The organism is Nostoc sp. UIC 10630, from assembly GCF_010747425.1.
Lineage (GTDB): Bacteria > Cyanobacteriota > Cyanobacteriia > Cyanobacteriales > Nostocaceae > Nostoc.
In genome coordinates this window covers 1-21,627 of record NZ_JAAGOG010000097.1, presented here as the reverse complement: position 1 = coordinate 21,627, position 21,627 = coordinate 1, and the positions used below count along the sequence as shown (strand labels likewise).

The following is a 21,627-nucleotide window of genomic DNA, read 5'->3' as shown; positions in this document are numbered from 1 at the left end:
GATTGTAGAGGCAATTCATGAATTGCCCCTACAAAGTTTTGGCTATTATTTGCATAAGTCCTAGATTTGTGAAAATTCGCCGTATTCAGATCGCCAACTTCGTGAAAGTTGTCAGCGATTTAACTTTTCAGTGCTTCTACCATGCCAGAACAACTTTGATTGCGGGTAAAAATATATCAAATCTTATATTTTGAAACCGTATGTATTTTAAAATCGGCGGTATGGTAGGAGCGATCGCTATCTTATTGAGCAATGGTAGTGCGATCGCCGGAGGTGTTGGCGCAGCGATCGCTGAAGGCGTTGACTCAGCGATCGCCCAAGATGCACAAAGATATATTACTGTGGGGCATGATAAATTAGGGAACAGCGTAGCTTTAGATACAAAAACTATTAAGGGTACAACGTACAAACTTTACGGTATGTACGGAGATGGCATCTTCGAGACTACATTTGATGCATCATGTTCCGAATCGCGGCTTTTTCGGAATCACATTGCCATTTACAGTTCAGAGGGACAGCTACTTCAAGAGGATAAGGAGAAAGGAGAAATACCTTTTGTCGCCAATTCTTCACCAGGCAAAGGAATGAAAATTGTTTGTCAAAAGATTGGGGCCCTTGGTTGGTAGGTTAGTAGGGAATGCCCCATGCCCAATGCCCCATTCTCCATTCCCAATTCCAGTAGAAAATACTAAGGACAAAACAACGTGTCACGCGTATCTCGTCCTGTGGTTGGATTAGTCCCTTTGGCAAGTTTGCACAATTTTTTTTGCTCATCCGAACGCAGCAGCGTATCGGTAAAATCTGCCCCGTCAATGATTGCGCCATCAAATCTGGCGTTAGCAGCAAAAGCACCCTCTAACAGTGCATTTGTCAAATTTGCCCTAACTAAACGAGCCGAGTCTAAAGTGGAATTTCTCAAGTCAGCTGCCTCTAAATTTGCAGACTCCAAATTTGCTGCAAAGAAACTGACACCGTTCAAATTAGCATGGCTGAAGTTGCTCTGGCGAAGATTAGCTTTGGTAAAGCTGGAATCTGTTAAATCACGTCCTGAAAAATCAGCCTCGACCAAAATCTCTTTATTATATTCGAGTGCCAAAGCTGTTGGAGCAAAACCGAGCGTTGCGGTGATGCCAATTATTCCCCACAAGAATAAGCTGAGTATATTTGTCCAAAAGTGATAGTCTGTCTGACGCTTCAACCCGAATTGTGTTCGGGATGAGTCGAGTTTAGAACCTGCTGTGCGTAGGCATAGCCCGCCGCAGGCATCGCTTAATCTAGAATTCATAGAATTTATGATATTTTTCGTCAATGGCTAAACTTCCTCCATCTCATTATCCAGATATTGGTCATTTAGGAGAAGACCTAGTTGCCCAATGGTTGCAATCTACAGGTTGGATAATTCTGCATCGTCGCTTTTCTAGCCGTTATGGAGAAATCGATATTATTGCTCAACATCATGGACAAACTGGGGAAAAACTCCATACTCAACACTCCTTACGGGCTAAACACCCCGCTACCGCTAACAGCACTCAGCACTCATTATTGGCATTTGTTGAAGTCAAAACCCGCAGTTCAGGGAATTGGGATGCAGGGGGAAGAAGCGCCATCACCCCACAAAAGCAAGCAAAAATCTCACGGACAGCTGGAATATTCTTAGCCCAGTACCCTGAAAAGGCGGATTATTCTTGCCGATTTGATGTTGCTATTGTCTACTGTCAAAGGATATCAAAAAATCAGACTGCGGTTATCGCAACTCAGGAAGCTCTTGCTACTTCATCAACAGCCGAATATAAGTTTAAGCTGCAAGAATACATTCTGGCAGCTTTCGACTCTTCAATTGATAATGGTTAATTGGTAATGGATAAAATATCTTAATTACCAATAATTATGTACTGGCGTTACAACCAAACGGTATTACGCCAAAGTTTCTGGACAGTAGCCTAAGCCCCTGACAAACTGTTGCCGGAAAGCTTCGATTTCGTCTCTCTCTGGACTACCATGAGAAACGATCGCTACCTGATAGCGACGCATCACGTCCACAGGGCATTGTCCCGCTTCTAAACTCCAAAGTGCCATTTGCACCCTCATTGGTGGCTCATAGCTAATTCCTAATTCATTTAGAAAAGCCCGAAAGTCGCCATCTTCTTGGGGCGAGACTTGACCTCTGAGTTTGATCCTAACCACCCAGCCATCAATTTGATGAATTACGGTGACGAACGAAACTGGTGTCTGGGGTCTAGCGTGCAGGTGTTGAACGACCCTCAGGGTTAGACTGGCATTCGCCAGATAGTACAAGTATTCCATGTTTGTTGGTGCTTGGGATCAAAGCCAATCCTACATATCTATATTCGTCAATCAGTGCCTGTTCCCGGTAGGGTAAAAGCCCCCGTTTTTAGATGGGGAGGTTTACCCAGTTTTTATGTTAATTTTTCCGTGTTACTTAATAGTAACAATCTTATAGCCTCGCGACAAAATTGGGCAAAGATGCCTTAAAGTTCCAATATAAGGGAAAGCTAAAAACAGCTTTTTGTCAGAGAGTATAAATACTAAATAAAGCAAAAACTAGTACAAGCCAAGTTGAAAGATACATCTAGCCCCAAAGAAAAAAATTTTGAATTAGATTGCTCGGTAGCAGGCTATGACTACACACTACCTCCAGAACTCATTGCCCAAAACCCAGCAGTTCCTAGAGATAGTTCCCGGTTACTGGTAGTTAATTCTCCCACTACAGGCACTGAAACAGAAGCATCTCACCATATTTTCCATGATTTGCCTGCACTGCTACGCTCTGGTGATTTGTTGGTCATGAACAATACAAGAGTTATTCCAGCTCGGCTTTATGGTCATAAAACCACTGGTGCTAAAATCCAGGTGTTGCTGTTGGAAGAACGGCAGTATAACTGTTGGTTAGCTTTAGTTAAGCCAGGAAAAAGCTTCAAACAGGGAACGAAGATTATTTTTGAAGCAAAGCAAGCGGGGACTGGGGGTTGGGGATTAGAGATTGGGGATTGGGAAGATTCTTCCCTAGTCCCTAGTCCCCAGTCCCCAGTTCCCAGTCCCAAACTCACGGCTACAGTTTTAGAAACAGATGCAGCAACTGGGGGGCGTTTGTTGCAATTTGATGTGCCAGAAGGAAAGCCTTTGGTGCAATTGTTAGAGGTATTTGGTGAAGTACCGCTACCACCCTACATTACTACCTCCTCAGCTGCTGATGAGCAGTATCAGACAGTTTATGCCGAACAGCCAGGAGCGATCGCAGCACCGACGGCAGGATTACACTTTACTCCAGAATTATTACAAAAGCTGCGCGATCGCAATATCAATCAAGCTTTTGTCACGCTACACGTTGGTGTCGGCACTTTTCGCCCTGTGGAAGTGGAAGATGTAACTACCCACCAGATGCATGAAGAATGGATTGAAGTTCCCGCCGCCACAGTAGAGCAAATTCGCGCCACTAAAGCTGCTGGCGGTCGAATTATTGCTGTGGGAACAACGGCAGTAAGGGCTTTGGAAGGGGCGGCTAAATCTGGGAATTTACAACCATTTTGCGGTAAAACAGACTTGTTTATTTATCCCGGCTACCAATGGCGGGTAGTGGATGGTTTGATTACCAATTTTCACCTACCACGTTCCAGTTTGCTGATGTTGGTAAGTGCGCTAATTGGCAGACAACGGCTATTGAATATATACAACGAAGCGATCGCTTTTGAGTATCGTTTCTATTCCTTTGGTGATGCTATGCTAATTTTGCCGGAAGCCATAAGAGTTCTGAGTCAAGCATGAGGGCAATGTTCCCTGTTCCCTGTTACCTATTCCCTACCTGACTTTGCACGTTATGTGGAAAAGTCCACGAAAAACCTAACCCCCTAACCCCCTTCCCGATGCGGGAAGGGGGAAATTCAAAGTCTCTCTCCTAATAGGAGAGAGATTTAGAGAGAGGTTTTCCAGATGCTGTGAAAAGTCAGATTCCCTACCTACCTACGCAAATACGTTAAGTAATCAAACCGGATTCCTATAGGAGTAATTTTATGCGTGACTTCATAATAAAATTGGTCAAAACTATCATCCAGATAATGAATGCTCCGATGCTCATATTGTTTCTCGTCACTACAAAGAAAGAAGTGATTCTTGTGGATGTAAGACGATGGTCAAAGATAGTTGAGCTAGTTGATACTTCTGACTGGGTTAACTTGCTATATTTGCTTTATAAATATCCCGAATTCAGAAGTCTTTACTATTACAGAATTAAAAAAGGTAACTTTCTAGGATTGGTACTGATGCATATTATAAAATTCTTTTATAAAGAATGTCCAAGTCTATTTTTATATTGCGATAATATTGGTTCTGGACTATTTATTCAACATGGCTTTAGTACTATAGTAAATGCAAGAAGCATTGGTGATAATTGCTGGATTAATCAACAGGTGACAATAGGATACAGCAGTAAAAATAATTTTCCGACAATTGGCAACAATGTAATCATAAGTTCAGGTGCAAAAGTGATTGGCAACGTCACTATAAATGATAATGTGATAGTAGGAGCAAATGCAGTTGTAGTCAAAGATGTTCCCAGTAATTGTGTTGTTGTCGGTGTTCCAGCTTATATAATCAAGAGAGATGGCGTGAAAGTAAAAGAGCAGTTGATTTAAATTTGTTTATTAACAGATTATAAAACCTATAGAATATCGCACTAATTACGGTATGCAGAGCAACTGAACAAGGAGAAGGGTGTTTTTACAAAAGTCGGATGCTCCCAAAGTGAGAAATTCTTAATTTTTTGATTTGCAATTTTTCATGCTGTGGTGGGTACTCTGACTTATAAAGATATGAGCATAAGTACATCTATGTCACTCCTGTCTAGAAAAAGTCAAACTCAGCCCTGGTTACACTTCTTATTTCACCAAAACTCTGTTCAGAAAAAGCCCCTGTTCAGACTTCTGTTTGCTTTCTCTGCGTTTTTGGTCTTAGCTGCACCAACAATTACTAATTTTCCAGGAAGCAAGCTGCTAGCAGAAACCGCAATTTCTCAGGATCTTGAAGCAGCTAGCTTTTTCCAACAGGGAGTCACGCGCTATAACCGCAAAGACTTACAGGGTGCAGAATATGCCTTTCGTCAGGCGTTGCAGCGAGATCCTAGCCTTGGGGCTGCGCTAAATTATCTGGGTAATATATTCATGGAGCAAAATCGCCTAGATGTAGCTTTACAAGAATATACAGAGGCGATTAGGATTAATCCTAATTTTAGTGAAGCTTATTACAACTTAGGGTTAGTGCTGCATCGTCAGGGACAAAAAGATGCTGCGATTACGGCTTATCGTCAAAGCCTGGTGATAGATCCCACAAAGGTAGCAGCGCTGTATAATCTGGGATTGGTTCTGTATGAACAAGGACAGCTACCGGAAGCGATCGCAACATACCAGCAAGCAATTAATTTAGATAGCAGCAATGCCAACGCTTATTTTAACTTAGCGATCGCCTTGCAACAACAAGGTCAAACAGAGCAAGCGATCGCAACTTATCGTCAAGCCTTGCAAGTAGATCCTCAAAATGCCACAGCTTATAACAACATGGCAAATTTACTAGCAATCCAAGGCCAAGCTTCTGAGGCTATTTCTGTTTATCGGCAAGCTATTCGCCTAAATCCTAAAAACGCCTCAGCTTACTATAATTTGGGAGTCACTTTATATAATCAAGGCGACATCAAGAAAGCTAATGGAGTTTTGAAACGTGCCCATACTGAGTATCGTGAGCGAGGGAACATTGAGCAAGCTCAGAAAATAGAACAACTAATGCAACAAATTGCCCAGAAAATTCAGCCACAACAGCCTCAAGCCAGTCAAACAGCTACTCCTTCTGAGGCTTCAGACAACACAAGTAATGTAATACAAACACCTGAGCCACAAACGTCAAATCAACTAGAAAACCCTGTCTCAGTTGAACAACAATCTACTTCAACGAGTTCCGGACAATAAAAAAATCAGAGTTAGAAATAAATTAATAACTTCTAACTCTGCCAATTTTAGATTTTGAGTAGTAATTTTGGTGTGCTTACAGTGCAACTTGGATTGAAGGAAAAATCTTAAATCTAAAATTGAATGACTTATAAATTTTTTAAATCGGCAAACGATTGATATCTTTATTGCAACCAATAACAACCATTGCTGAACCACGCTCTAAACGCTTAGTGGGGTCAGGATTAATAATAAATTTACCATCCTGGCTCACTGCTAGCAAATTTAAACCGTAGCGGTTACGAAGTTGAAGCTCAGTGATTGTTTTGTCGTGAAATTCATCAGGCACAATCAACTCTACAATACTGTTATCTGGGTCTAGGTCAAACCGATCTAAGATTGCTGGTTTGGTAAGTGTACGTGCTAAGGCACAGCCCGCTTCATATTCAGGAAAAACAACATGATCTGCTCCGACTCGCCGCAACAGTTTACTATGAACTTCACTAGAAGCTTTGGCAACTACGTGGGGTACACCAGCCTCTTTCACATTTAGAGTGGTTATAATGCTTTCCTGAACGTAGTTGCCAATCGCTACAATTACAGTATCAAATTCAAAAATTCCAGCTTCTTTGAGTGCGGCTGGTTCTGTAGAGTCTAGTTGCAAGGCATGATCAACTATTCCCTCAGTTAATGCTTCTGAAACTCGTTTTTCATCAATATCTGTTGCTAGCACTTGATAGCCAAAATTGTGCAGTGTAAAACAGACAGACCTACCAAAGCGACCTAACCCAATTACAGCAAATTGCTGATTATCTTTACGTAAACTGCGAAAAAAACTTAATGATGACAGATTCACCTTTGTTATCCTTATTATGGCTCCCTGTATTTAGGGCAAAAAACGCTCATACAGCTTGAATTAAAAATTTTATTTTTTGCCTTCAATGTATATTTTATCAGTTTGGTCAGTAGTTATAAGTTAGGAGTTAGGAGTTAGCAATTATTATTCTCCCTCATCTGCCCTACTTACAGCATATTTCAGGTAAATGAAGTACATGGGTAGGGGCACAACATGTTGTGCCCCTACGATTATCTCTACCTCATGCCTGTTGCAATCTGCTGTATTATCCTACGAGTAAATTTTCTTCAGGATAGTGAATTCTGGTAGGGCGTGGATCTCCTAGTACAGCAGACATCAAAAGTAAAATACCTACTCGTCCAACGTACATCGTCACAATTAAGATGAGCTTTGCTGCTGTAGAAATACTTGCTGTAATGCCTGTAGAAAGCCCTACAGTGGCGAAGGCTGATACCACTTCAAACAAAATTTGAATAAAATCTAATTTTGGATCTGTGAGGCTGATTAAAATCGTAGCTAAAATCACGGTTGCTATTGAACCCACCAACACACCCACAGCTTTCAAAATTAAAGATATTGCTATTTTGCGATCGTACAATAAAACTTCTTCTTTCCCCTGGAGAATAGCTTTAGTGCAACTGGTTAAGACTCTCAAGGTTGTTGTTTTCAGTCCTCCTCCAGTACCACCTGGACTTGCACCAATAAACATCAGCGCAATCGTAATAAATAGACCAGCTGTGGTCATTTTGCCAATATCGATGGTATTAAAACCAGCAGTTCTGGGAGTAACAGATTGAAACCAAGCTACTAATATCTGGTCACGTAAACTTAGATCGCCAAATGTTTCAGGGTTTCTGATCTCTATACAGAAAAAAGCAACTAGCCCTAGTAATAATAATATCAAGGTTGTACTGGTTGCAACTTTAAAGTCGAGAGAAAATCTTTGGGTTTTAATAGATTTTTTGAAAATGTGATCGCGGAACCAAAAGTACATTTCCAAAATTACTTGATACCCAATTCCCCCAAATATAATTAGTATTGTAATGGTGAAGACTACTAAAAAGGATGACTGATAACCAATTAAGTTATCTTTAAATAAACTAAAACCAGCATTATTCCAAGCATTAATACTATGAAAAATTGCTAACCAAAGTCCCTTACTCCATCCATACTCAGGAACAAAAGCTGGTAGAAGTAAAAATATACCTGTAATTTCAAAAATTAAAGTGGTGGCAATAATTGAACGGATAACTTGGGCGCTACCACTCATCCCCGGTCGGTCTAAAGCTTGTTGAATCGCTATTTTTTGCCGCATATCAAACCTACGACCAATGAGCAAAATCAGAAACGTGGTAGTTGTCATGTAGCCCAAACCGCCAATCTGAACTAATAGCGTAATAAACAACTGGCCCCAAAAGGAAAAATAAGTACCAGGATCAACTACTGATAAACCTGTGACACAAACTGCGGATGTCGAGGTGAATAATGCCACAATCAGGTCATTCCACGTACCATTGCTAGTCGAGAAAGGCATCATCAACAGAATAGTACCTACAGTGATGACAGTTAGAAAACCCAAACAAATTGTGCGAGCAACAGTCATAATTAATTGAAAATTTCAAATTAAAAAACTCAATCATGCTAGGCATCCCGGAAACATCCGGTATGCAAACGACAGCGAAGGCAGCTTACTAAGGTAAAATCAGTAAAATTTTCCAGAGAAGAGAAAGCAGAGTTTATTATCCCTGCAAACCAAAAGACCCTATTTTAATTAAAAACACACATGGTAGCCTAATGTGTATGTTTTTTTAATTCGGCTTTGTCTTAACACAGCTTTTTTCATGAGCGCAACACTTTACCAGCAAATTCAGCAATTTTACGATGCTTCCTCCGGTCTGTGGGAACAGATTTGGGGCGAACACATGCACCACGGCTATTACGGTGCTGATGGTACCCAGAAAAAAGACCGTCGTCAGGCTCAAATTGATTTAATCGAAGAACTGCTGAATTGGGCAGGGGTACAAGCAGCTGACAATATCCTAGATGTGGGTTGTGGCATTGGCGGCAGTTCTTTATACCTCGCACAAAAGTTTAATGCTAAGGCTACAGGGATTACACTGAGTCCTGTACAAGCCGCGAGAGCAACGGAACGCGCAATGGAGGCTAATTTGAGCCTAAGAACACAATTCCAAGTCGCAAATGCTCAAGCAATGCCCTTTGCTGACGATTCTTTTGACTTGGTTTGGTCGCTAGAAAGCGGTGAACACATGCCAGATAAAACCAAGTTTCTCCAAGAGTGCTATCGAGTATTGAAGCCTGGCGGTAAGTTAATTATGGTGACTTGGTGTCATCGACCAACTGATGAATCCCCACTAACGCCTGATGAGGAAAAGCATTTGCAGGATATTTATCGAGTTTATTGCTTGCCTTATGTGATTTCTTTGCCAGAGTATGAAGCGATCGCACACCAGCTACCATTACATAATATTCGCACTACTGATTGGTCAACTGCTGTCGCCCCCTTTTGGAATGTGGTAATTGATTCTGCATTCACTCCCCAAGCGCTTTGGGGTTTACTAAATGCTGGTTGGACTACCATCCAAGGGGCATTATCACTGGGATTAATGCGTCGCGGTTATGAGCGTGGGTTAATTCGATTTGGCTTATTGTGCGGCAATAAGTAGAATTCCACTTCAGCAAAAAGATGTAATCTAGGAGCATTGAAGTAGATGTTCCTAGTGATACATTCTTATACTTAATACAAGATTTAGAGCGATCGCAGCAGGTATGATTCAGAAAGTTTAGCGATCGCAAATCTTGTAAATTCTCATGCAGATATCGGGGAAACCTTCTAAAATTAAGTTTCTTATTGTTAAATTGCTGAAATGCCACTCGAACTGCAAAACCTCACAGGCGGTTACACCACAGTACCAATTGTTCAAGACATTAACCTCACTCTACAAACAGGAGAATGGTTGAGTTTAGTTGGTGCTAATGGTTCAGGTAAATCTACTTTATTAAAATTGCTGAGTCGTATTCTTTCCCCACAGCAAGGAACAGTTCTACTTGATGGCAAAGCAATTCACTCTCAACCCCCAAATTTGGTTGCCCAGAAACTCGCATTATTACCGCAACAACAAACCGTTCCCGTAGGCTTAACAGTGCGACAATTAGTAAGTTTAGGACGCACGCCACATCAATCTTGGTGGCAATGGGAGTTAAACACCCAAGATTGGATAAAAGTAGAAGCTGCAATTAAAAAGACGCAACTAGAAGAATTGAGCGATCGCTTAGTTGAAGAACTTTCCGGTGGTGAAAAGCAACGCGCTTTTTTAGCTTTAGCACTAGCGCAAGAACCAAAAGTTTTACTATTAGATGAACCTACAACTTTTTTAGATATCAACTATCAATTACAATTATTAGAACTACTAAAAAATCTGAATCAACAGCAAGAATTAACTATTGTTACCGTTCTACACGAACTGAATCTAGCGGCACGATATAGTTCTCGCATTGCTTTATTAAAACAAGGTCATCTTTGGGAAGTTGGCAAACCTGAAGAAGTTCTGACACCAAGTGCGATCGCTCAAGTATTTGGTGTGGAATCTGTAATTATTCACACACCTGTGGGTTTACAAGTTTGTGCAATTTCTGCTGTGTCGTCATGACTCAATTACTTTTCTGATGCAAGTCAGCCAAATGTACCCTTGAAAAATGCCTTCTTTATCTGAAATATTTATCGACGGATTAACTTATCAATAACTTTGTTATTGTCACCAATTGGTTGGTCAAAATTGAAAGCTTTATTAACAATAACTTGCTTGGGTAATTGAGCGCCATTTTGGACATATATTCCTGGCAATACACTCACTTTAAACTCTTTAATCTCTTTAACCTCTTTAGATTCATTCACTAGACTTACTTTAAGCTCATGAAGAACTCGCTGCTGTTCTTTGACAATTTGGGTTAGTTCGTTTAGTTGCTGAGTATGTAAGTCATCCAATTTTTCATGGAGAAGTTCAATATTTTGTCCAGCCCTTAAATTCACCTGATGATCAATTTCGGAGTTTTTCCGATCAGTATCAGACTGGCGATTTTGACTCATCAAGACGATGGGTGCTGTGTAGGCTGAGGCAAATGAAAACACTAAATTAAGCATCATGAACGGTGATTCATCCCAGTGGGGAACCCCAGGCATTAAGTTGATACCAACCCATCCGGCTAAAACGGTGCTTTGCCCAATGAGAAATCCCCAAGAACCCACTTGCGCTGCAAATTTATCAGCAAGGCGTTGTCCGCGAGTCAGTTCTTGAGTGGAAGTGTTTTGGACTGCTGGTTGTATCTCCACAATTTGAGGTTTTTGAACTACTTTGGCATCAACATTCTTAGACGATACTTTTTTGAATGGATTCATGTTGCACCTCTTGGCGTTATTTCTGTCTGTGTTTATCCTGATGACTTTTAATCTACGCTGGTTAAACGATAGGAGCAAATATTGTTATTTTTCAAAACGATAGAAAAAAGTGATGGTAAACAGAAAACTACCTTCAGATATTTAGGTGTGGAGGCAGCGATCGCATTCCAGCCTATGTAGTAACAATGAATGTTGAAATACTACATAATAAATATAGAAGGTTCTAGATAGCACAACTCTTTACTTGGTTCGTGAGTCAGGCAAATCATGCAACTACATAAATTTGACAACATTCAGGAATTTTGGGACTGCACTCAGGCTTACTTACTTCAGCATCAGGTAGAAAATAATGTATTGCTCAATATCTTGCATACCTTGTTGCATAACCCAGAACATTATCTGGGTAAGCCTTATTTAGCAATTGTCCAAACAAGTGGCGAGATTCTGGCTGTTGCCATCCGCACCCCACCCAGAAAATTGATCCTATCCAAAGCCCAGAATATTGATGCTCTGCGGTTGATTGCTCAAGATTTGCGTCAAGAAAAACTGCCAGGAAGCATGGGACTGGCAACTGAAGCAGAAATATTCTCGCAAACTTGGCAAACGCTGACAGGACAATTCTATCAACGGTCGATGGTAATGAAAATTTACCAATTAACGGCAGTGCAAAGAGTCTCAACGACCAGAGGATATCTCAGACTGGCAACTGAAAGCGATCGCTCTCTTTTGCTCGAGTGGCTTTCTGCATTTTTCTCTGAGATAGATGAGGCAGTGAGCGAAGATGTCGAACACCAGGTAGATAATCGGTTGAAACAGCAGAATACTTATTTTTGGGTTGATAGCACTCCAGTTTCAATTGCGTCTAGTAAACAAGTGTTACCTACAATTGGTCGGATCAATTTAGCTTATACACCACCAAAGTATCGTCGCAAAGGATATGCTACTGCCTGTGTCGCAGCGTTAAGCCAAAAACTGCTAGACCAGGGATGCCGCCATTGTTTCCTCATAGCAGATTTAGCCAATCCTACAGCCAATCATATTTATCAAGCGATTGGGTATCGCCCCCTAAGCGATTGGCACGAATACTCATTCACCTCAAAGGAGTAAACATAATAAAGCGATCGCTCCAATTAAATTACTTTCTATGGCAGGATATGTAAACTGCGATCGCACCTCCATCTCCTAAAACACCAGAGTAAGCGCATCTCAAACCCTATTTAAAAAATAATAGGCTATCCAAGTGGGGAAATATCGAGAGGACTGAACACTCATTCTAAGATTTGGTTTCTTGAGTCTGTGCGTCGATAATTACACTCCAGTCATCATTTGTTACAGCAGCTTCAAGTTGACGCTGACGTTCGGCTATACTCGCATCTATTGTTTCTGACTCTTTAGAAAGGGTTGTGTCAGCCATTGCTTTCCGCAGCTTTAGCTTTTTCTCTTCGTAGGCTTGACGTTCCACCTCTGACATTACCGCCTTTGCAGCTTCGCCTACTGTACTAGCCCACATTTCGCTTTCGGACGCATTACCAGGTGGTGTTGTTTCGAGTTCTGCTATCCACGCATCTCGCAAGTCTTCCATATCTTGACGCTTGGGGAATTTGAATGCTTGGACACGCACAAAAGCACACTTTTCCTGACCATTTTGGGTGATATGACTATTTAAGGAAAGCAACACATTCCGAGAATAGCCAATGTACTGCACGCGGCGTTCTGCATCTAATACTGAGTAAACACCAGCAATTTTAGCGTTCTGAGCAGATGCACTCCAAGTCTCAAGGCCAATAATTTCAGTACCATTGTTTGCCAGCTCAGGGGTTATACTCACCTCAATGGCAGTGTGTTCGTCATCGGAACTATACAAAAATTCATGTAGCCCACGGTGGTTTATGGGGACATTTTGATGTTCAATTGGCGGGTTGTGCTGGGTTTCCATCGTAGTTGATCTCTGAGTTATTAATTAGCGACGCAAGCAAATATATGCCTTTAGAATATTGAAGCTTAAATCTACTCACATGCCCAAATTCTTGCTGACAAAGCGAAAACAACTATTAGACCTTATATGAATCAATTGACACCTAAAAATTGGATATTCATCAAACAGCGACTTACCCCCTATTTATTTTTACTACCCGCCTTGGTTCTTTTGGGGTTAACAGTCTTTTTGCCTGCGCTGCAAGCGTTTTACCTCAGCTTTACTAGCTATGAAGATATCGCCCAGCCGCCACAATGGATAGGTTTAGCCAACTTTCTTAAACTTTGGAAGGATGCAGTTTTTTGGAAAACCTTAGAAAATACTTTTTTATATCTTGTGGGCGTAGTCCCAATTTTAGTAATTGCTCCCTTATTGCTGGCAATTTTGGTAAATCAGAAACTGCGGGGGATGAATTGGTTTAGAGCAGCCTACTACACCCCAGTAGTAATTTCAATGGTGGTTGCAGGAATAGCTTGGAAATGGCTGTATGCAGAAAACGGATTACTGAATCAGTTCTTAAAAACTTTGGGGCTTTTTCCAGAAGGTATTCCTTGGCTAACTAGCCCAGCGAAAATTTTTGGTATTATACCAATTTCTCTTGCCAGCGTTATGGCTGTCACCGTGTGGAAGGGACTAGGCTACTATATGGTGATTTATTTAGCGGGGTTGCAATCAATTCCTGCTGATGTATACGAAGCTGCTGCGATCGATGGTTCCGATGGTATCAGCAAACATTGGGATATTACCATACCTTTGATGAAGCCATATTTAGCATTAGTAGCGGTGATTTCAGCTATTTCTGCAACCAAAGTTTTTGAAGAAGTATACATTATGACCCAAGGGGGCCCACTCAGTAGCTCAAAAACGATTGTTTATTACCTATATGAGCAAGCTTTTAGTAACTTAGAAATCAGCTACGCTTGCACAATTGGTTTAGTGCTATTTTTGATAATTTTAGGGTTATCAATTTTGCGATTAGTTATCAATCAAGAGGGTGGAGATAATATCACAATCTGAATATTTACTTCATTCCATAAATATTGAAAATTGATATAAAAATTTACATTATTTGTTATCAGTGCTTGAGGACAATGAATTGACTACAAGCATTGTGCAGCGCTCAATTACGAAACGTTGGCAGACTTGAATTACCTTTGTAGGTATGTGCGGAATCTTAGTAATTCCAGTATAAATATTATAGTGGCGGAAAAATAAAGTGACATAATATACTTATTGAATTGCCATCTGAACAGTCTATTAAACGTACATAACGACGTGCATCAAGACTAATTGAGATTTTCTACCAAATTGAGGATAAAAGGTGCGAAATCCATACTGGATTTGACTTGAGTAAAATACTTGTTTAGAGCGCAATGGTCTACACCCCAATACCGTTCGGTTAAGGAATTTTTTGGTTGAGGCAGGGAGAGAAGAAAAGCTGTTCTAAACAAAAGGCTGCACATATTAGTAAGCCGATTCGTATTGAGGCGCTCGAAGTGGTTCTGAAAAAGTTTGATATTCAGCAATGTCAAGATTTAGAGTCTCCCGATCTGATTGATTTATCTGAATCTGCATTACTCTCCAAATCCTCAAATTCCGATCTACAAGAGGCAATTGACCAACGTTTTCTGCAAGAATTACAAAACATGGGAGGCAGTGATGGTGAGCAGCTAGTTGCTGAACTGATCCAAATTTACTTAGAAGATACTCCTATTAGAATACAGACAATTAAAGAGGCTATTGCTGCTGAAGACCGATCAAAGTTGCAAAAAGCAGCTCATGCTTTGCGATCGCCCAGTGTTAGTATTGGTGCTGTTAAGCTGGGAAATATCTGTGAAACCTTAGAAAATGCTGCTATAACTCAATCATTAGATCAAATCTCTGAGCTGATTAATCATCTAGAGAGTGAATATAAAAATGTCATTACGGCTCTTCAAAGCTTTTATTCTTCTTAAAGTAGGACTTACGCAGCAAGTACGAAATATAGGGACAATACCCTGCGGGTACTCCGTTGGAGAACTCGTAGAGTAGAAGACACTTTCTATCTACATGAATTGCCCCTACGGGAAATCAAGTTAGGTTAGCAGACCATTAATCTCTATAAAACATGGCTTAAATATCTAATTCCCAAGCAAAAATTTTAGTAATTGATATCATGTCCGTTTAATCACTTACGATAAAAAGTAGTGAGTGCAAGGATGAGTAATGCCGAAACGAATTGGTGTAGCTACACATCTAAGTATTGAAGAGTTAGAACAACGTTACCGTCAAGCTAGTGATGGGGTAGAAAGCCGTCAGTATCAAATCATTTGGTTAGTTGCTCAAGGGAAAAAAACAGAAGAAGTGGAGGAAATAACTGGCTACAGCAGAACATGGATATACGCATTGGTCAAAAGATACAACGAATTAGGGGTGGAAGGTTTAGGCGATGCCTTCGGCGGGCTTCGCCTACGCAGAGACTCAAACCAAGGTAAACAGCCCCTAGTAGATGATATCCAGCAAGCACAGTTATGGCAGGCGTTACAAGAAAAAGCACCAGATGGAGGATTATGGAATGGCAGGAAAGTGGCAGATTGGTTAAGTGAAGTGACAGGGACTCATATCAGTAGACAGAGGGGATGGGAGATACTGCGGCAGATGACTTTTAGACTGAGAGTTCCTCGGCCATGTCACACAAAAAGTGATTATTTTGAGCAAGAAGCCTGGAAAAAAAAATCGCAGAAAGGTTGTGGACTGTAATTGATGAACCAATTGCTAATCGAACTTTTGAAACACTCAATGATTTAGAGGATCTTGTTTATCATCGTTGTCAATCGTTACTACACCAGCAAGATTTAATTCGCGGGCTAACTGGTTTTCATTGGTGGATTCAAGTTGGAGTTTAATCGTAACTAATTAACCGGACACGATATGACGATGATCGTATTATCCAATTAGGGCTTGCTGAAAAAGTGATAAAAAAGCCAGATAAGGATTAATTAGTTTCCGAAATGAATTGTAATGACAAGTAAGTCTGCATGATAAAATACATAATTTAAAACCGGGTTTGATATTCCACTACTGCACGACTATCATCAGTTAAATTAGTGGAAGCACGCACACGAAATTCATCGTTTATCCGGTAATTAACACCCCATTGGAAGGGATCATTTGTTGTCAAAATCTTAATACTGGAAACAGATATTTTAGTAGAAATATCGACCCCAGCCTCGGCCGCTAATTCCAAAGTTGAACTGCTCCTTCCGGCTTCGGGATTCTCAGAAATAACGGTAGGGAATATCCGCAGTTCACTTAAACCAAAGGTACTCCCAATCTGGTTAAAAGCAGACTGAAAATTATTGAACACAGCCGAACCTGCAATGTTAATCAGTCCCAAAGTACTGTCACCACGTCCTTGGGTGTCTACAAATCCACCTCCTAAAAGAGCAACAATTTCGGTTTGACTACGTGACGGACTACTTGTTAATTCTAAATTTTCATTGAGTTTGCTGGCTAGACCGTTGATAGTGGCTTCGACTCGAACACTCTCTAAGGCTGATAAACCTGTGGAATTTACTTTACCAAAATCATTACTTTGAGTTACGTCCAGTACTTTGGCAAATAGGCGAATATCTAAGTTGGGGTCGCGGGGTTCAGAGGGACTAAAAGTTGCGGTGTGTTTATAGCCACGAGCAAGATTAAATTGGGTAGTAAATAAATTCACCCCTCCTTGTTCTAACTGGATAGTACCATTGGGTACGGGCTGATTAATTGAGCCGTTAACGATGAGATTACCAGTGGCGCGGAAGTTGAGAATAGGGGGACGGGTAATTTGGACATTTTTACCGAGTTCTAAATCTAGATTATTAAATCTAGCGATACCTGACGGCAAGCCTTGAGCCAACGCATTTCCCTTGCCATTCCCAATTTCCGCTTTACTCTGCTTATTATCTTTTGTGGGTGATACACCGAGACTACTATTTGCAGATGAAGTCGCATCGGTAGATTCTGCCAGCAATACCTGACCGTCAAATAAACTTACTTTACCGCCAATCGCTGGGTTAAGGGCAGAACCAGTAATCTGCAAATTGCCGCTAGCACCTCCTTGGTAAAGTCCCTTGAGATTCAATGCCAGCTGATCGAGATTAACGGTTAGGGGATTGGTGATACTCACGTTCTGATTGTTGAAAATGGGAATTTCTCCAGCAGCCTCTACCTTCCCACGGCTAAATCTACCCTGAAGATTTTCTACTAAGATACTGTCAAAATTAAACAGCACTTTACCTGTGACACGCCTCAGCTTACCTGGCAATGCCTGGGCTGAAAAAGTAGCATTATTAACAGTAGCAATTCCATCTACTTGGGGTTTTTGCAATGTTCCGCGTACTTTAAGGTCTACTTCTCCTTCACCTTTTTCAAAAACCACTTGATTCGTCAATGCGTTTAACAGTCCCAATCCCTCGTTTTCTAATTTCACATCCAAACTGATTTGCTCACTGTCTGGTGCTACCGAAGCAAAAGGCAATTTATAAGGGATACTGCCAGTAATATCAACAGGTTTTGGCCCTGCAACTGCTACAGTACTACCAAAGTTTAAGCGTCCGTTGGCATAGCTGAAACTTGCCCTTGCTGATTCTATTGCTTTTTGATTCAATAATCCTTCTGTGATTTGCAATTCCCCTCTAGCTTGGGGATTAGCAATGCTACCTGCTAAAGCTGCTGTACCATTAAGATTACCTGTAATTCCAACTGGCAGTTTTACAAAATTATTCAGTAGTTGCACCGGAAAATTATTCACCCGTAACTGACCAGATTGTTCATCACCGCCAACGTTACCCGTAAAGGCAATCAACCTGTTTTGAGATTCGATTCGTAAAGGTCGCAAACTCAAAACACCGTTTTCAAAGTTGCCTTCGGCAATCACTTTATCAGCAGTATAATAGCGATTTCGTTCTTCCTTTTTACCCCAAGCAAAGTTTTGTCCATTCAAATTAAAATCCACTGATAATCCATTGGCTGTAGCTGTATTGAAAGCAACTTCCCCGTTGAAAGTCCCCTTTAAGTCTGCCAAATCTGGTATTGGAGTGGAGTTAAGTCGCTGTTCTTGCTGTTCTGCTACCAAAGTTTCAATTTCAGAAAACCGTTGGATTTGGGTTAATAAGGGTTGATTTGGTACTCCTTGGGGGGTAGTGGCTAGATCCTCTGCTGTGCCGTAGATTGCTGCTGAACCACCTGGTAAATTTTGTAAATCAAATATCTGTGTTAAAGCTACAACATCTTGGATCTCTCCTTGGCTGACGTTGAGTTTACCTTGTAGTTGAGGCCCTTTAGAGCTTTGGGCAAACGTACCGACAAGAGCGTAGTTACTTTTACCTTTGACAAATTCGCTGTTGGTAAGTGTGCCTTTCCCATCACTGTAGCGGAATTGAGCAGCTATTTGATCGCCGCGAAGCCAGCCAATTTGCGGATTAGCGATCGCTAAATTCCCCGTTGTTGCCAATGTCTGCTGATTAAACAGCAAATCCCCAGTTAACAACCCAGCTATCTTACCAGCGCCTAATCGAGTAATTGGTGGCGGAGTCAAATTCAATATTTGTAAGGGGAAATTTGCAACTTTTAGCGCCCAGTCATTCCCTTGAATATTACCTGTGGCTGATGCTTCCTGCCATTTTACTAAGAAGGATTTCGGGCGATTATTGGCATCTAAATTAAAAGATAGGCGATCGCGATTACCCGCCAAGTTCAAATTTAAACCGCGTCCCTGGGCTGAATCAATGTTTCCAGTTAACAACGGCTCAAAAGCAATATCTTGAACAACTAAGTCTCGTAAATTAATTTGTCCTACCACATTTGGCAAGGGCAGCTTACCAGTGACTTGTCCATTAAAATCGACTCTACCCGCCACAGCAACCTGATTAGGAAAATTGATCGGTAACTGTTTTAAGTTATAATTCTGCGCTTGGACGTTGAGATTTAAGGCAGTAATTTCCGGTATACCTGCTTTTTTAGCATTGGCTAATATGTTACCACTCACGCTTAAACCGGGAGCAGTTGCTCGCTCAATGGTCAGCCTTTCACCACTCCAAGCGATCGCAGCCGTCAGGGGTTGCTCCAAACCAGGGATACCTTGCGATAATTGTACCTGTCCAGCAGCACGCACATCCGCTAATTTGGATGATCCGACAGTGCCAGCTAATTGTAACTGACCGCCAAATTGGCCCCGCAATTGCTGATTGAATCGATTTAACTCCACGCCGTCAGCATTAACTACAGCTTGATAGCGACCATTAGCCAATTGGATATTAGAAGCTGCGATCGTTCCACCTGCAACATCCAGCCGTCCTTGACCGCTAGCTTGGATAGTTTGCGGTTGGAAGGACTCTACAGAACCCGCCACGTTTGCTTGACCAGTTAACGTCCCTCGTAACTGTGGTGGTACTGCTGCCAACTGCTGCAAAGGTACATTATTTGCCTGAACTTGTGCCTGATACAGACCATTAGCCACTTGGATATTAGAGGCTGTAATAGTCCCACCCGCAACATTTACTCGCGCCTGACCCATAGCTTGGATAGCTTTAGGTTGGAAGGATTCAACAGAACCCGCTACGTTTACTTGACCAGTTAACGTCCCTCTAAATTGCGGTGGTACTGCTGCTAACTGGCGCACAGGTACATTATTTGCCTGAACTTGCGCCTGATAGACACCGTTAGCTAGTTGGATATTAGAGGCCGTAATAGTTCCACCCGCAACATTTACCCGCGCCTGACCACTGGCTTGAATAGTCTGCGGTTTAAAAGAATCAACAGAACCCGCTACATCGAACTGACCAGTTAACGCCCCTTGAAACTGCTTTGGTACTTTTGCCAACTTCTGTATAGGAACATTCTTAGCCTGAACTTGCGCCTGATACACACCATTAGCCACTTGGATATTTTTAGCTGTAACCTTACCACCGCCAATAGCAAGGCTACCCTCACCATTGCCACGGAGCGTTTTCAGGCTGAAATTATCTCTGTCACCTGCGATTTGGAACGTACCCGCCAAAGGATTATTTAAAGCTGGGGGAGACTGTTTCAATATTTGCCCTAACCGCACACCATCAGCTACAAGTTGAGCAGAGAAGCTTTGGTCTTGCAATTGGACATTAGAAACTGCTACTGTGCCGCCACCAATTTGGACTCCTGCACCATCAGTACGAATTGTGGCAATTTTAAATGGTGCAGTGTTGCCTGAGAGGATGAGACGACCATTGAATTGTGCGTCCGCCAAAGAGATATTTTGTAGTTGACTTTTGTCTACAAAGGGTTCTAATTTTACCCTAGAGGCAACAGCCACAGCTTGCCAACGTTGATCGATATAACTACCAGTTGCCCGGACTGTACCACCACTGACATTAAGAGCTACATTACGGAAAGAGACATTGCGATTTGGAGCGATCGCAACTTCACCAGTTCCAGGATAAGTTCCGTTAGGGGCTTGAAACTGTACCAAAGTTTGGACATTGGTAGGAGCGCCAGTTAATTGGGCTGTAGCTGAGACATTGCCGATTTGGAACGCAGGTGTTGTTTCATAAACTTTTGCGATCGCATCCCCTGGAACATTCTTGGCAGCGAAATTTAAATCCAGTCGCGGCGTTTTACCAAGTTGAATTGTGCCAGCGCCTGTGATATCACCACCAACTTTAGCTTTACCTTGAATATCTTTTAGGGTAATTAAAGAGGAACTAGAACTAGTAACAAGCTCAAATTTACTACTGATGCTATTGAAATCAACTTTATCAATGCGGGCAGTTTGGATTGTGGCAACTGTGCCTGAGATAATTGGCTCTTTAGTTGATCCGGTAATCTGCAAATCTGCTTGTACTTGTCCAGCGATTGGCACAGGTAGTTTTACCTTCAGGGTATCCTGGGCATTAGCCAAACTCACCGCATTTACACGCCCTGCCAATTTAAAGCCTGCTTGAGTGTCGATGATTCCCGTAGCCACTACAGGAATTTTGCCGTAGTTGGTAGTAACATTGTTTAACTGCAACTCCGTTCCCTGAAAACGGAGATTTCCTTGGCTATTGCTCAACAGCTGCGGTACTTTGGGTATTTGAAGTGTTACCCCTTGCACAGCCGCATTGCCATACAATAAAGTCTGTTGCCCTGGTGTCAACCGAATTAACAAGTCGCCATTGGTTCGACCCGCCTGTAAGTTCACTGGTAACTTAATCAACCGAGTAATATCCGCAGCCAGCAAATCTTGTGCGTGCAACTGAAAGTTGCCCGCTAGCACCTTAGAACGTGTCTCTCCCTGAATAGAAATATTGCCACCACTATCTGCTTGCCCACCCACTTCAAACCGGATTAACTGGTTGTTTGCTAAAAGTTGGGCAGAACCGTTAAGTTGAGAAAATGTTACTAGAGAGGTGGTAGACGCAGAAGATATTCCCTCCCCTACTCCCCCAGC

General features: G+C 41.7%; 18 protein-coding genes and 1 pseudogene. 12 read left to right on the top strand and 7 right to left on the bottom strand.

Going from position 1 to position 21,627, the window contains the following annotated elements; all coding sequences use genetic code 11:
* The first annotated feature begins 200 nt into the window (after window positions 1–200).
* Entirely contained in the window at window positions 201–626 is a 426-nt protein-coding gene (locus tag G1O98_RS21210; protein ID WP_163931476.1) for a hypothetical protein, read from the top strand.
* A gap of 62 nt (window positions 627–688) precedes the next feature.
* Here the strand turns inward: G1O98_RS21210 and G1O98_RS21205 are convergent, their stop codons facing one another.
* The gene (locus G1O98_RS21205; RefSeq protein WP_228058227.1) at window positions 689–1,285 is read right to left on the bottom strand and encodes a pentapeptide repeat-containing protein; all 597 of its coding nucleotides are present in this window, start codon (window positions 1,283–1,285) and stop codon (window positions 689–691) included.
* 23 nt (window positions 1,286–1,308) lie between these two features.
* Here G1O98_RS21205 and G1O98_RS21200 point away from each other — a divergent pair, with 23 nt between their 5' ends.
* On the top strand, window positions 1,309–1,851 hold the full coding sequence (locus G1O98_RS21200) for a YraN family protein (protein WP_163931472.1): 543 nt from the start codon (window positions 1,309–1,311) through the stop codon (window positions 1,849–1,851).
* Between the two features lie 63 nt (window positions 1,852–1,914).
* Here G1O98_RS21200 and G1O98_RS21195 read toward each other — a convergent pair whose 3' ends face one another.
* Window positions 1,915–2,304 (bottom strand): hypothetical protein, encoded by a 390-nt coding sequence (locus tag G1O98_RS21195; protein ID WP_069068139.1) that lies wholly within the window; start codon window positions 2,302–2,304, stop codon window positions 1,915–1,917.
* 246 nt (window positions 2,305–2,550) lie between these two features.
* Between G1O98_RS21195 and queA the strand changes: the two genes are divergently transcribed.
* The 3 genes from queA to G1O98_RS21180 all read left to right on the top strand — a co-directional run bounded on the left by queA (window position 2,551) and on the right by G1O98_RS21180 (window position 5,972).
* Entirely contained in the window at window positions 2,551–3,783 is a 1,233-nt protein-coding gene (gene queA / locus G1O98_RS21190; RefSeq protein WP_163931494.1) for a tRNA preQ1(34) S-adenosylmethionine ribosyltransferase-isomerase QueA, read from the top strand.
* A gap of 245 nt (window positions 3,784–4,028) precedes the next feature.
* Window positions 4,029–4,649, top strand: coding sequence for a serine acetyltransferase (locus tag G1O98_RS21185; protein ID WP_163931469.1), 621 nt, complete (start codon window positions 4,029–4,031; stop codon window positions 4,647–4,649).
* A gap of 195 nt (window positions 4,650–4,844) precedes the next feature.
* On the top strand, window positions 4,845–5,972 hold the full coding sequence (locus G1O98_RS21180; protein WP_228058228.1) for a tetratricopeptide repeat protein: 1,128 nt from the start codon (window positions 4,845–4,847) through the stop codon (window positions 5,970–5,972).
* Between the two features lie 139 nt (window positions 5,973–6,111).
* On the opposite strand, the gene G1O98_RS21175 is transcribed toward G1O98_RS21180, so the two are convergent.
* Both G1O98_RS21175 and G1O98_RS21170 read right to left on the bottom strand, forming a co-directional pair.
* Complete coding sequence (locus G1O98_RS21175) at window positions 6,112–6,807, bottom strand: TrkA family potassium uptake protein (RefSeq protein WP_163931462.1); 696 nt, start codon at window positions 6,805–6,807, stop codon at window positions 6,112–6,114.
* Between the two features lie 265 nt (window positions 6,808–7,072).
* A complete protein-coding gene (locus tag G1O98_RS21170; RefSeq protein ID WP_163931457.1) occupies window positions 7,073–8,410 on the bottom strand; it encodes a TrkH family potassium uptake protein in 1,338 nt (445 codons plus the stop codon).
* Window positions 8,411–8,648: 238 nt separating this feature from the next.
* On the opposite strand from G1O98_RS21170, the gene G1O98_RS21165 reads away from it, so the two are divergent.
* Together G1O98_RS21165 and G1O98_RS21160 are read left to right on the top strand one after the other, a co-directional pair.
* Window positions 8,649–9,491 (top strand): methyltransferase domain-containing protein, encoded by an 843-nt coding sequence (locus tag G1O98_RS21165; RefSeq protein WP_163931454.1) that lies wholly within the window; start codon window positions 8,649–8,651, stop codon window positions 9,489–9,491.
* A gap of 201 nt (window positions 9,492–9,692) precedes the next feature.
* Complete coding sequence (locus G1O98_RS21160; RefSeq protein ID WP_163931451.1) at window positions 9,693–10,475, top strand: ABC transporter ATP-binding protein; 783 nt, start codon at window positions 9,693–9,695, stop codon at window positions 10,473–10,475.
* Between the two features lie 68 nt (window positions 10,476–10,543).
* Here G1O98_RS21160 and G1O98_RS21155 read toward each other — a convergent pair whose 3' ends face one another.
* On the bottom strand, window positions 10,544–11,221 hold the full coding sequence (locus tag G1O98_RS21155) for a DUF1003 domain-containing protein (protein WP_163931447.1): 678 nt from the start codon (window positions 11,219–11,221) through the stop codon (window positions 10,544–10,546).
* 267 nt (window positions 11,222–11,488) lie between these two features.
* Between G1O98_RS21155 and G1O98_RS21150 the strand changes: the two genes are divergently transcribed.
* Window positions 11,489–12,328, top strand: coding sequence for a GNAT family N-acetyltransferase (locus G1O98_RS21150; RefSeq protein ID WP_163931444.1), 840 nt, complete (start codon window positions 11,489–11,491; stop codon window positions 12,326–12,328).
* A 166-nt stretch (window positions 12,329–12,494) separates the two neighbouring features.
* On the opposite strand, the gene G1O98_RS21145 is transcribed toward G1O98_RS21150, so the two are convergent.
* The gene (locus tag G1O98_RS21145) at window positions 12,495–13,157 is read right to left on the bottom strand and encodes a GIY-YIG nuclease family protein (RefSeq protein WP_163931441.1); all 663 of its coding nucleotides are present in this window, start codon (window positions 13,155–13,157) and stop codon (window positions 12,495–12,497) included.
* Window positions 13,158–13,283: 126 nt separating this feature from the next.
* On the opposite strand from G1O98_RS21145, the gene G1O98_RS21140 reads away from it, so the two are divergent.
* The 4 genes and pseudogenes from G1O98_RS21140 to G1O98_RS39295 all read left to right on the top strand — a co-directional run bounded on the left by G1O98_RS21140 (window position 13,284) and on the right by G1O98_RS39295 (window position 16,081).
* On the top strand, window positions 13,284–14,213 hold the full coding sequence (locus G1O98_RS21140) for a sugar ABC transporter permease (protein WP_163931438.1): 930 nt from the start codon (window positions 13,284–13,286) through the stop codon (window positions 14,211–14,213).
* Window positions 14,214–14,692: 479 nt separating this feature from the next.
* Window positions 14,693–15,151 (top strand): Hpt domain-containing protein, encoded by a 459-nt coding sequence (locus G1O98_RS21135; RefSeq protein ID WP_345940575.1) that lies wholly within the window; start codon window positions 14,693–14,695, stop codon window positions 15,149–15,151.
* A gap of 250 nt (window positions 15,152–15,401) precedes the next feature.
* A pseudogene (locus G1O98_RS21130) lies at window positions 15,402–15,911 on the top strand (winged helix-turn-helix domain-containing protein); the annotation flags it as partial.
* Window positions 15,912–15,922: 11 nt separating this feature from the next.
* Window positions 15,923–16,081, top strand: a complete 159-nt coding sequence (locus tag G1O98_RS39295; protein ID WP_202985809.1) for a hypothetical protein — start codon at window positions 15,923–15,925, stop codon at window positions 16,079–16,081.
* A 149-nt stretch (window positions 16,082–16,230) separates the two neighbouring features.
* Here G1O98_RS39295 and G1O98_RS21125 read toward each other — a convergent pair.
* A partial coding sequence (locus tag G1O98_RS21125) for a translocation/assembly module TamB (protein WP_175586789.1) occupies window positions 16,231–21,627 on the bottom strand: 5,397 nt, incomplete at its 5' end.

What these genes read in the sequence shown, in the direction of transcription:
- G1O98_RS21165 (WP_163931454.1), top strand. Translation starts at nt 8,649, where the DNA reads ATGAGCGCAACACTTTACCAGCAAATTCAGCAATTTTACGATGCTTCC.
- G1O98_RS21180 (WP_228058228.1), top strand. Translation starts at nt 4,845, where the DNA reads ATGTCACTCCTGTCTAGAAAAAGTCAAACTCAGCCCTGGTTACACTTC.
- G1O98_RS21160 (WP_163931451.1), top strand. Translation starts at nt 9,693, where the DNA reads ATGCCACTCGAACTGCAAAACCTCACAGGCGGTTACACCACAGTACCA.
- G1O98_RS21170 (WP_163931457.1), bottom strand. Translation starts at nt 8,410, where the DNA reads ATGACTGTTGCTCGCACAATTTGTTTGGGTTTTCTAACTGTCATCACT.
- G1O98_RS21205 (WP_228058227.1), bottom strand. Translation starts at nt 1,285, where the DNA reads ATGAATTCTAGATTAAGCGATGCCTGCGGCGGGCTATGCCTACGCACA.
- G1O98_RS21150 (WP_163931444.1), top strand. Translation starts at nt 11,489, where the DNA reads ATGCAACTACATAAATTTGACAACATTCAGGAATTTTGGGACTGCACT.
- G1O98_RS21210 (WP_163931476.1), top strand. Translation starts at nt 201, where the DNA reads ATGTATTTTAAAATCGGCGGTATGGTAGGAGCGATCGCTATCTTATTG.
- G1O98_RS21185 (WP_163931469.1), top strand. Translation starts at nt 4,029, where the DNA reads ATGCGTGACTTCATAATAAAATTGGTCAAAACTATCATCCAGATAATG.
- G1O98_RS21155 (WP_163931447.1), bottom strand. Translation starts at nt 11,221, where the DNA reads ATGAATCCATTCAAAAAAGTATCGTCTAAGAATGTTGATGCCAAAGTA.
- G1O98_RS21195 (WP_069068139.1), bottom strand. Translation starts at nt 2,304, where the DNA reads ATGGAATACTTGTACTATCTGGCGAATGCCAGTCTAACCCTGAGGGTC.
- G1O98_RS21145 (WP_163931441.1), bottom strand. Translation starts at nt 13,157, where the DNA reads ATGGAAACCCAGCACAACCCGCCAATTGAACATCAAAATGTCCCCATA.
- G1O98_RS21140 (WP_163931438.1), top strand. Translation starts at nt 13,284, where the DNA reads ATGAATCAATTGACACCTAAAAATTGGATATTCATCAAACAGCGACTT.
- G1O98_RS21200 (WP_163931472.1), top strand. Translation starts at nt 1,309, where the DNA reads ATGGCTAAACTTCCTCCATCTCATTATCCAGATATTGGTCATTTAGGA.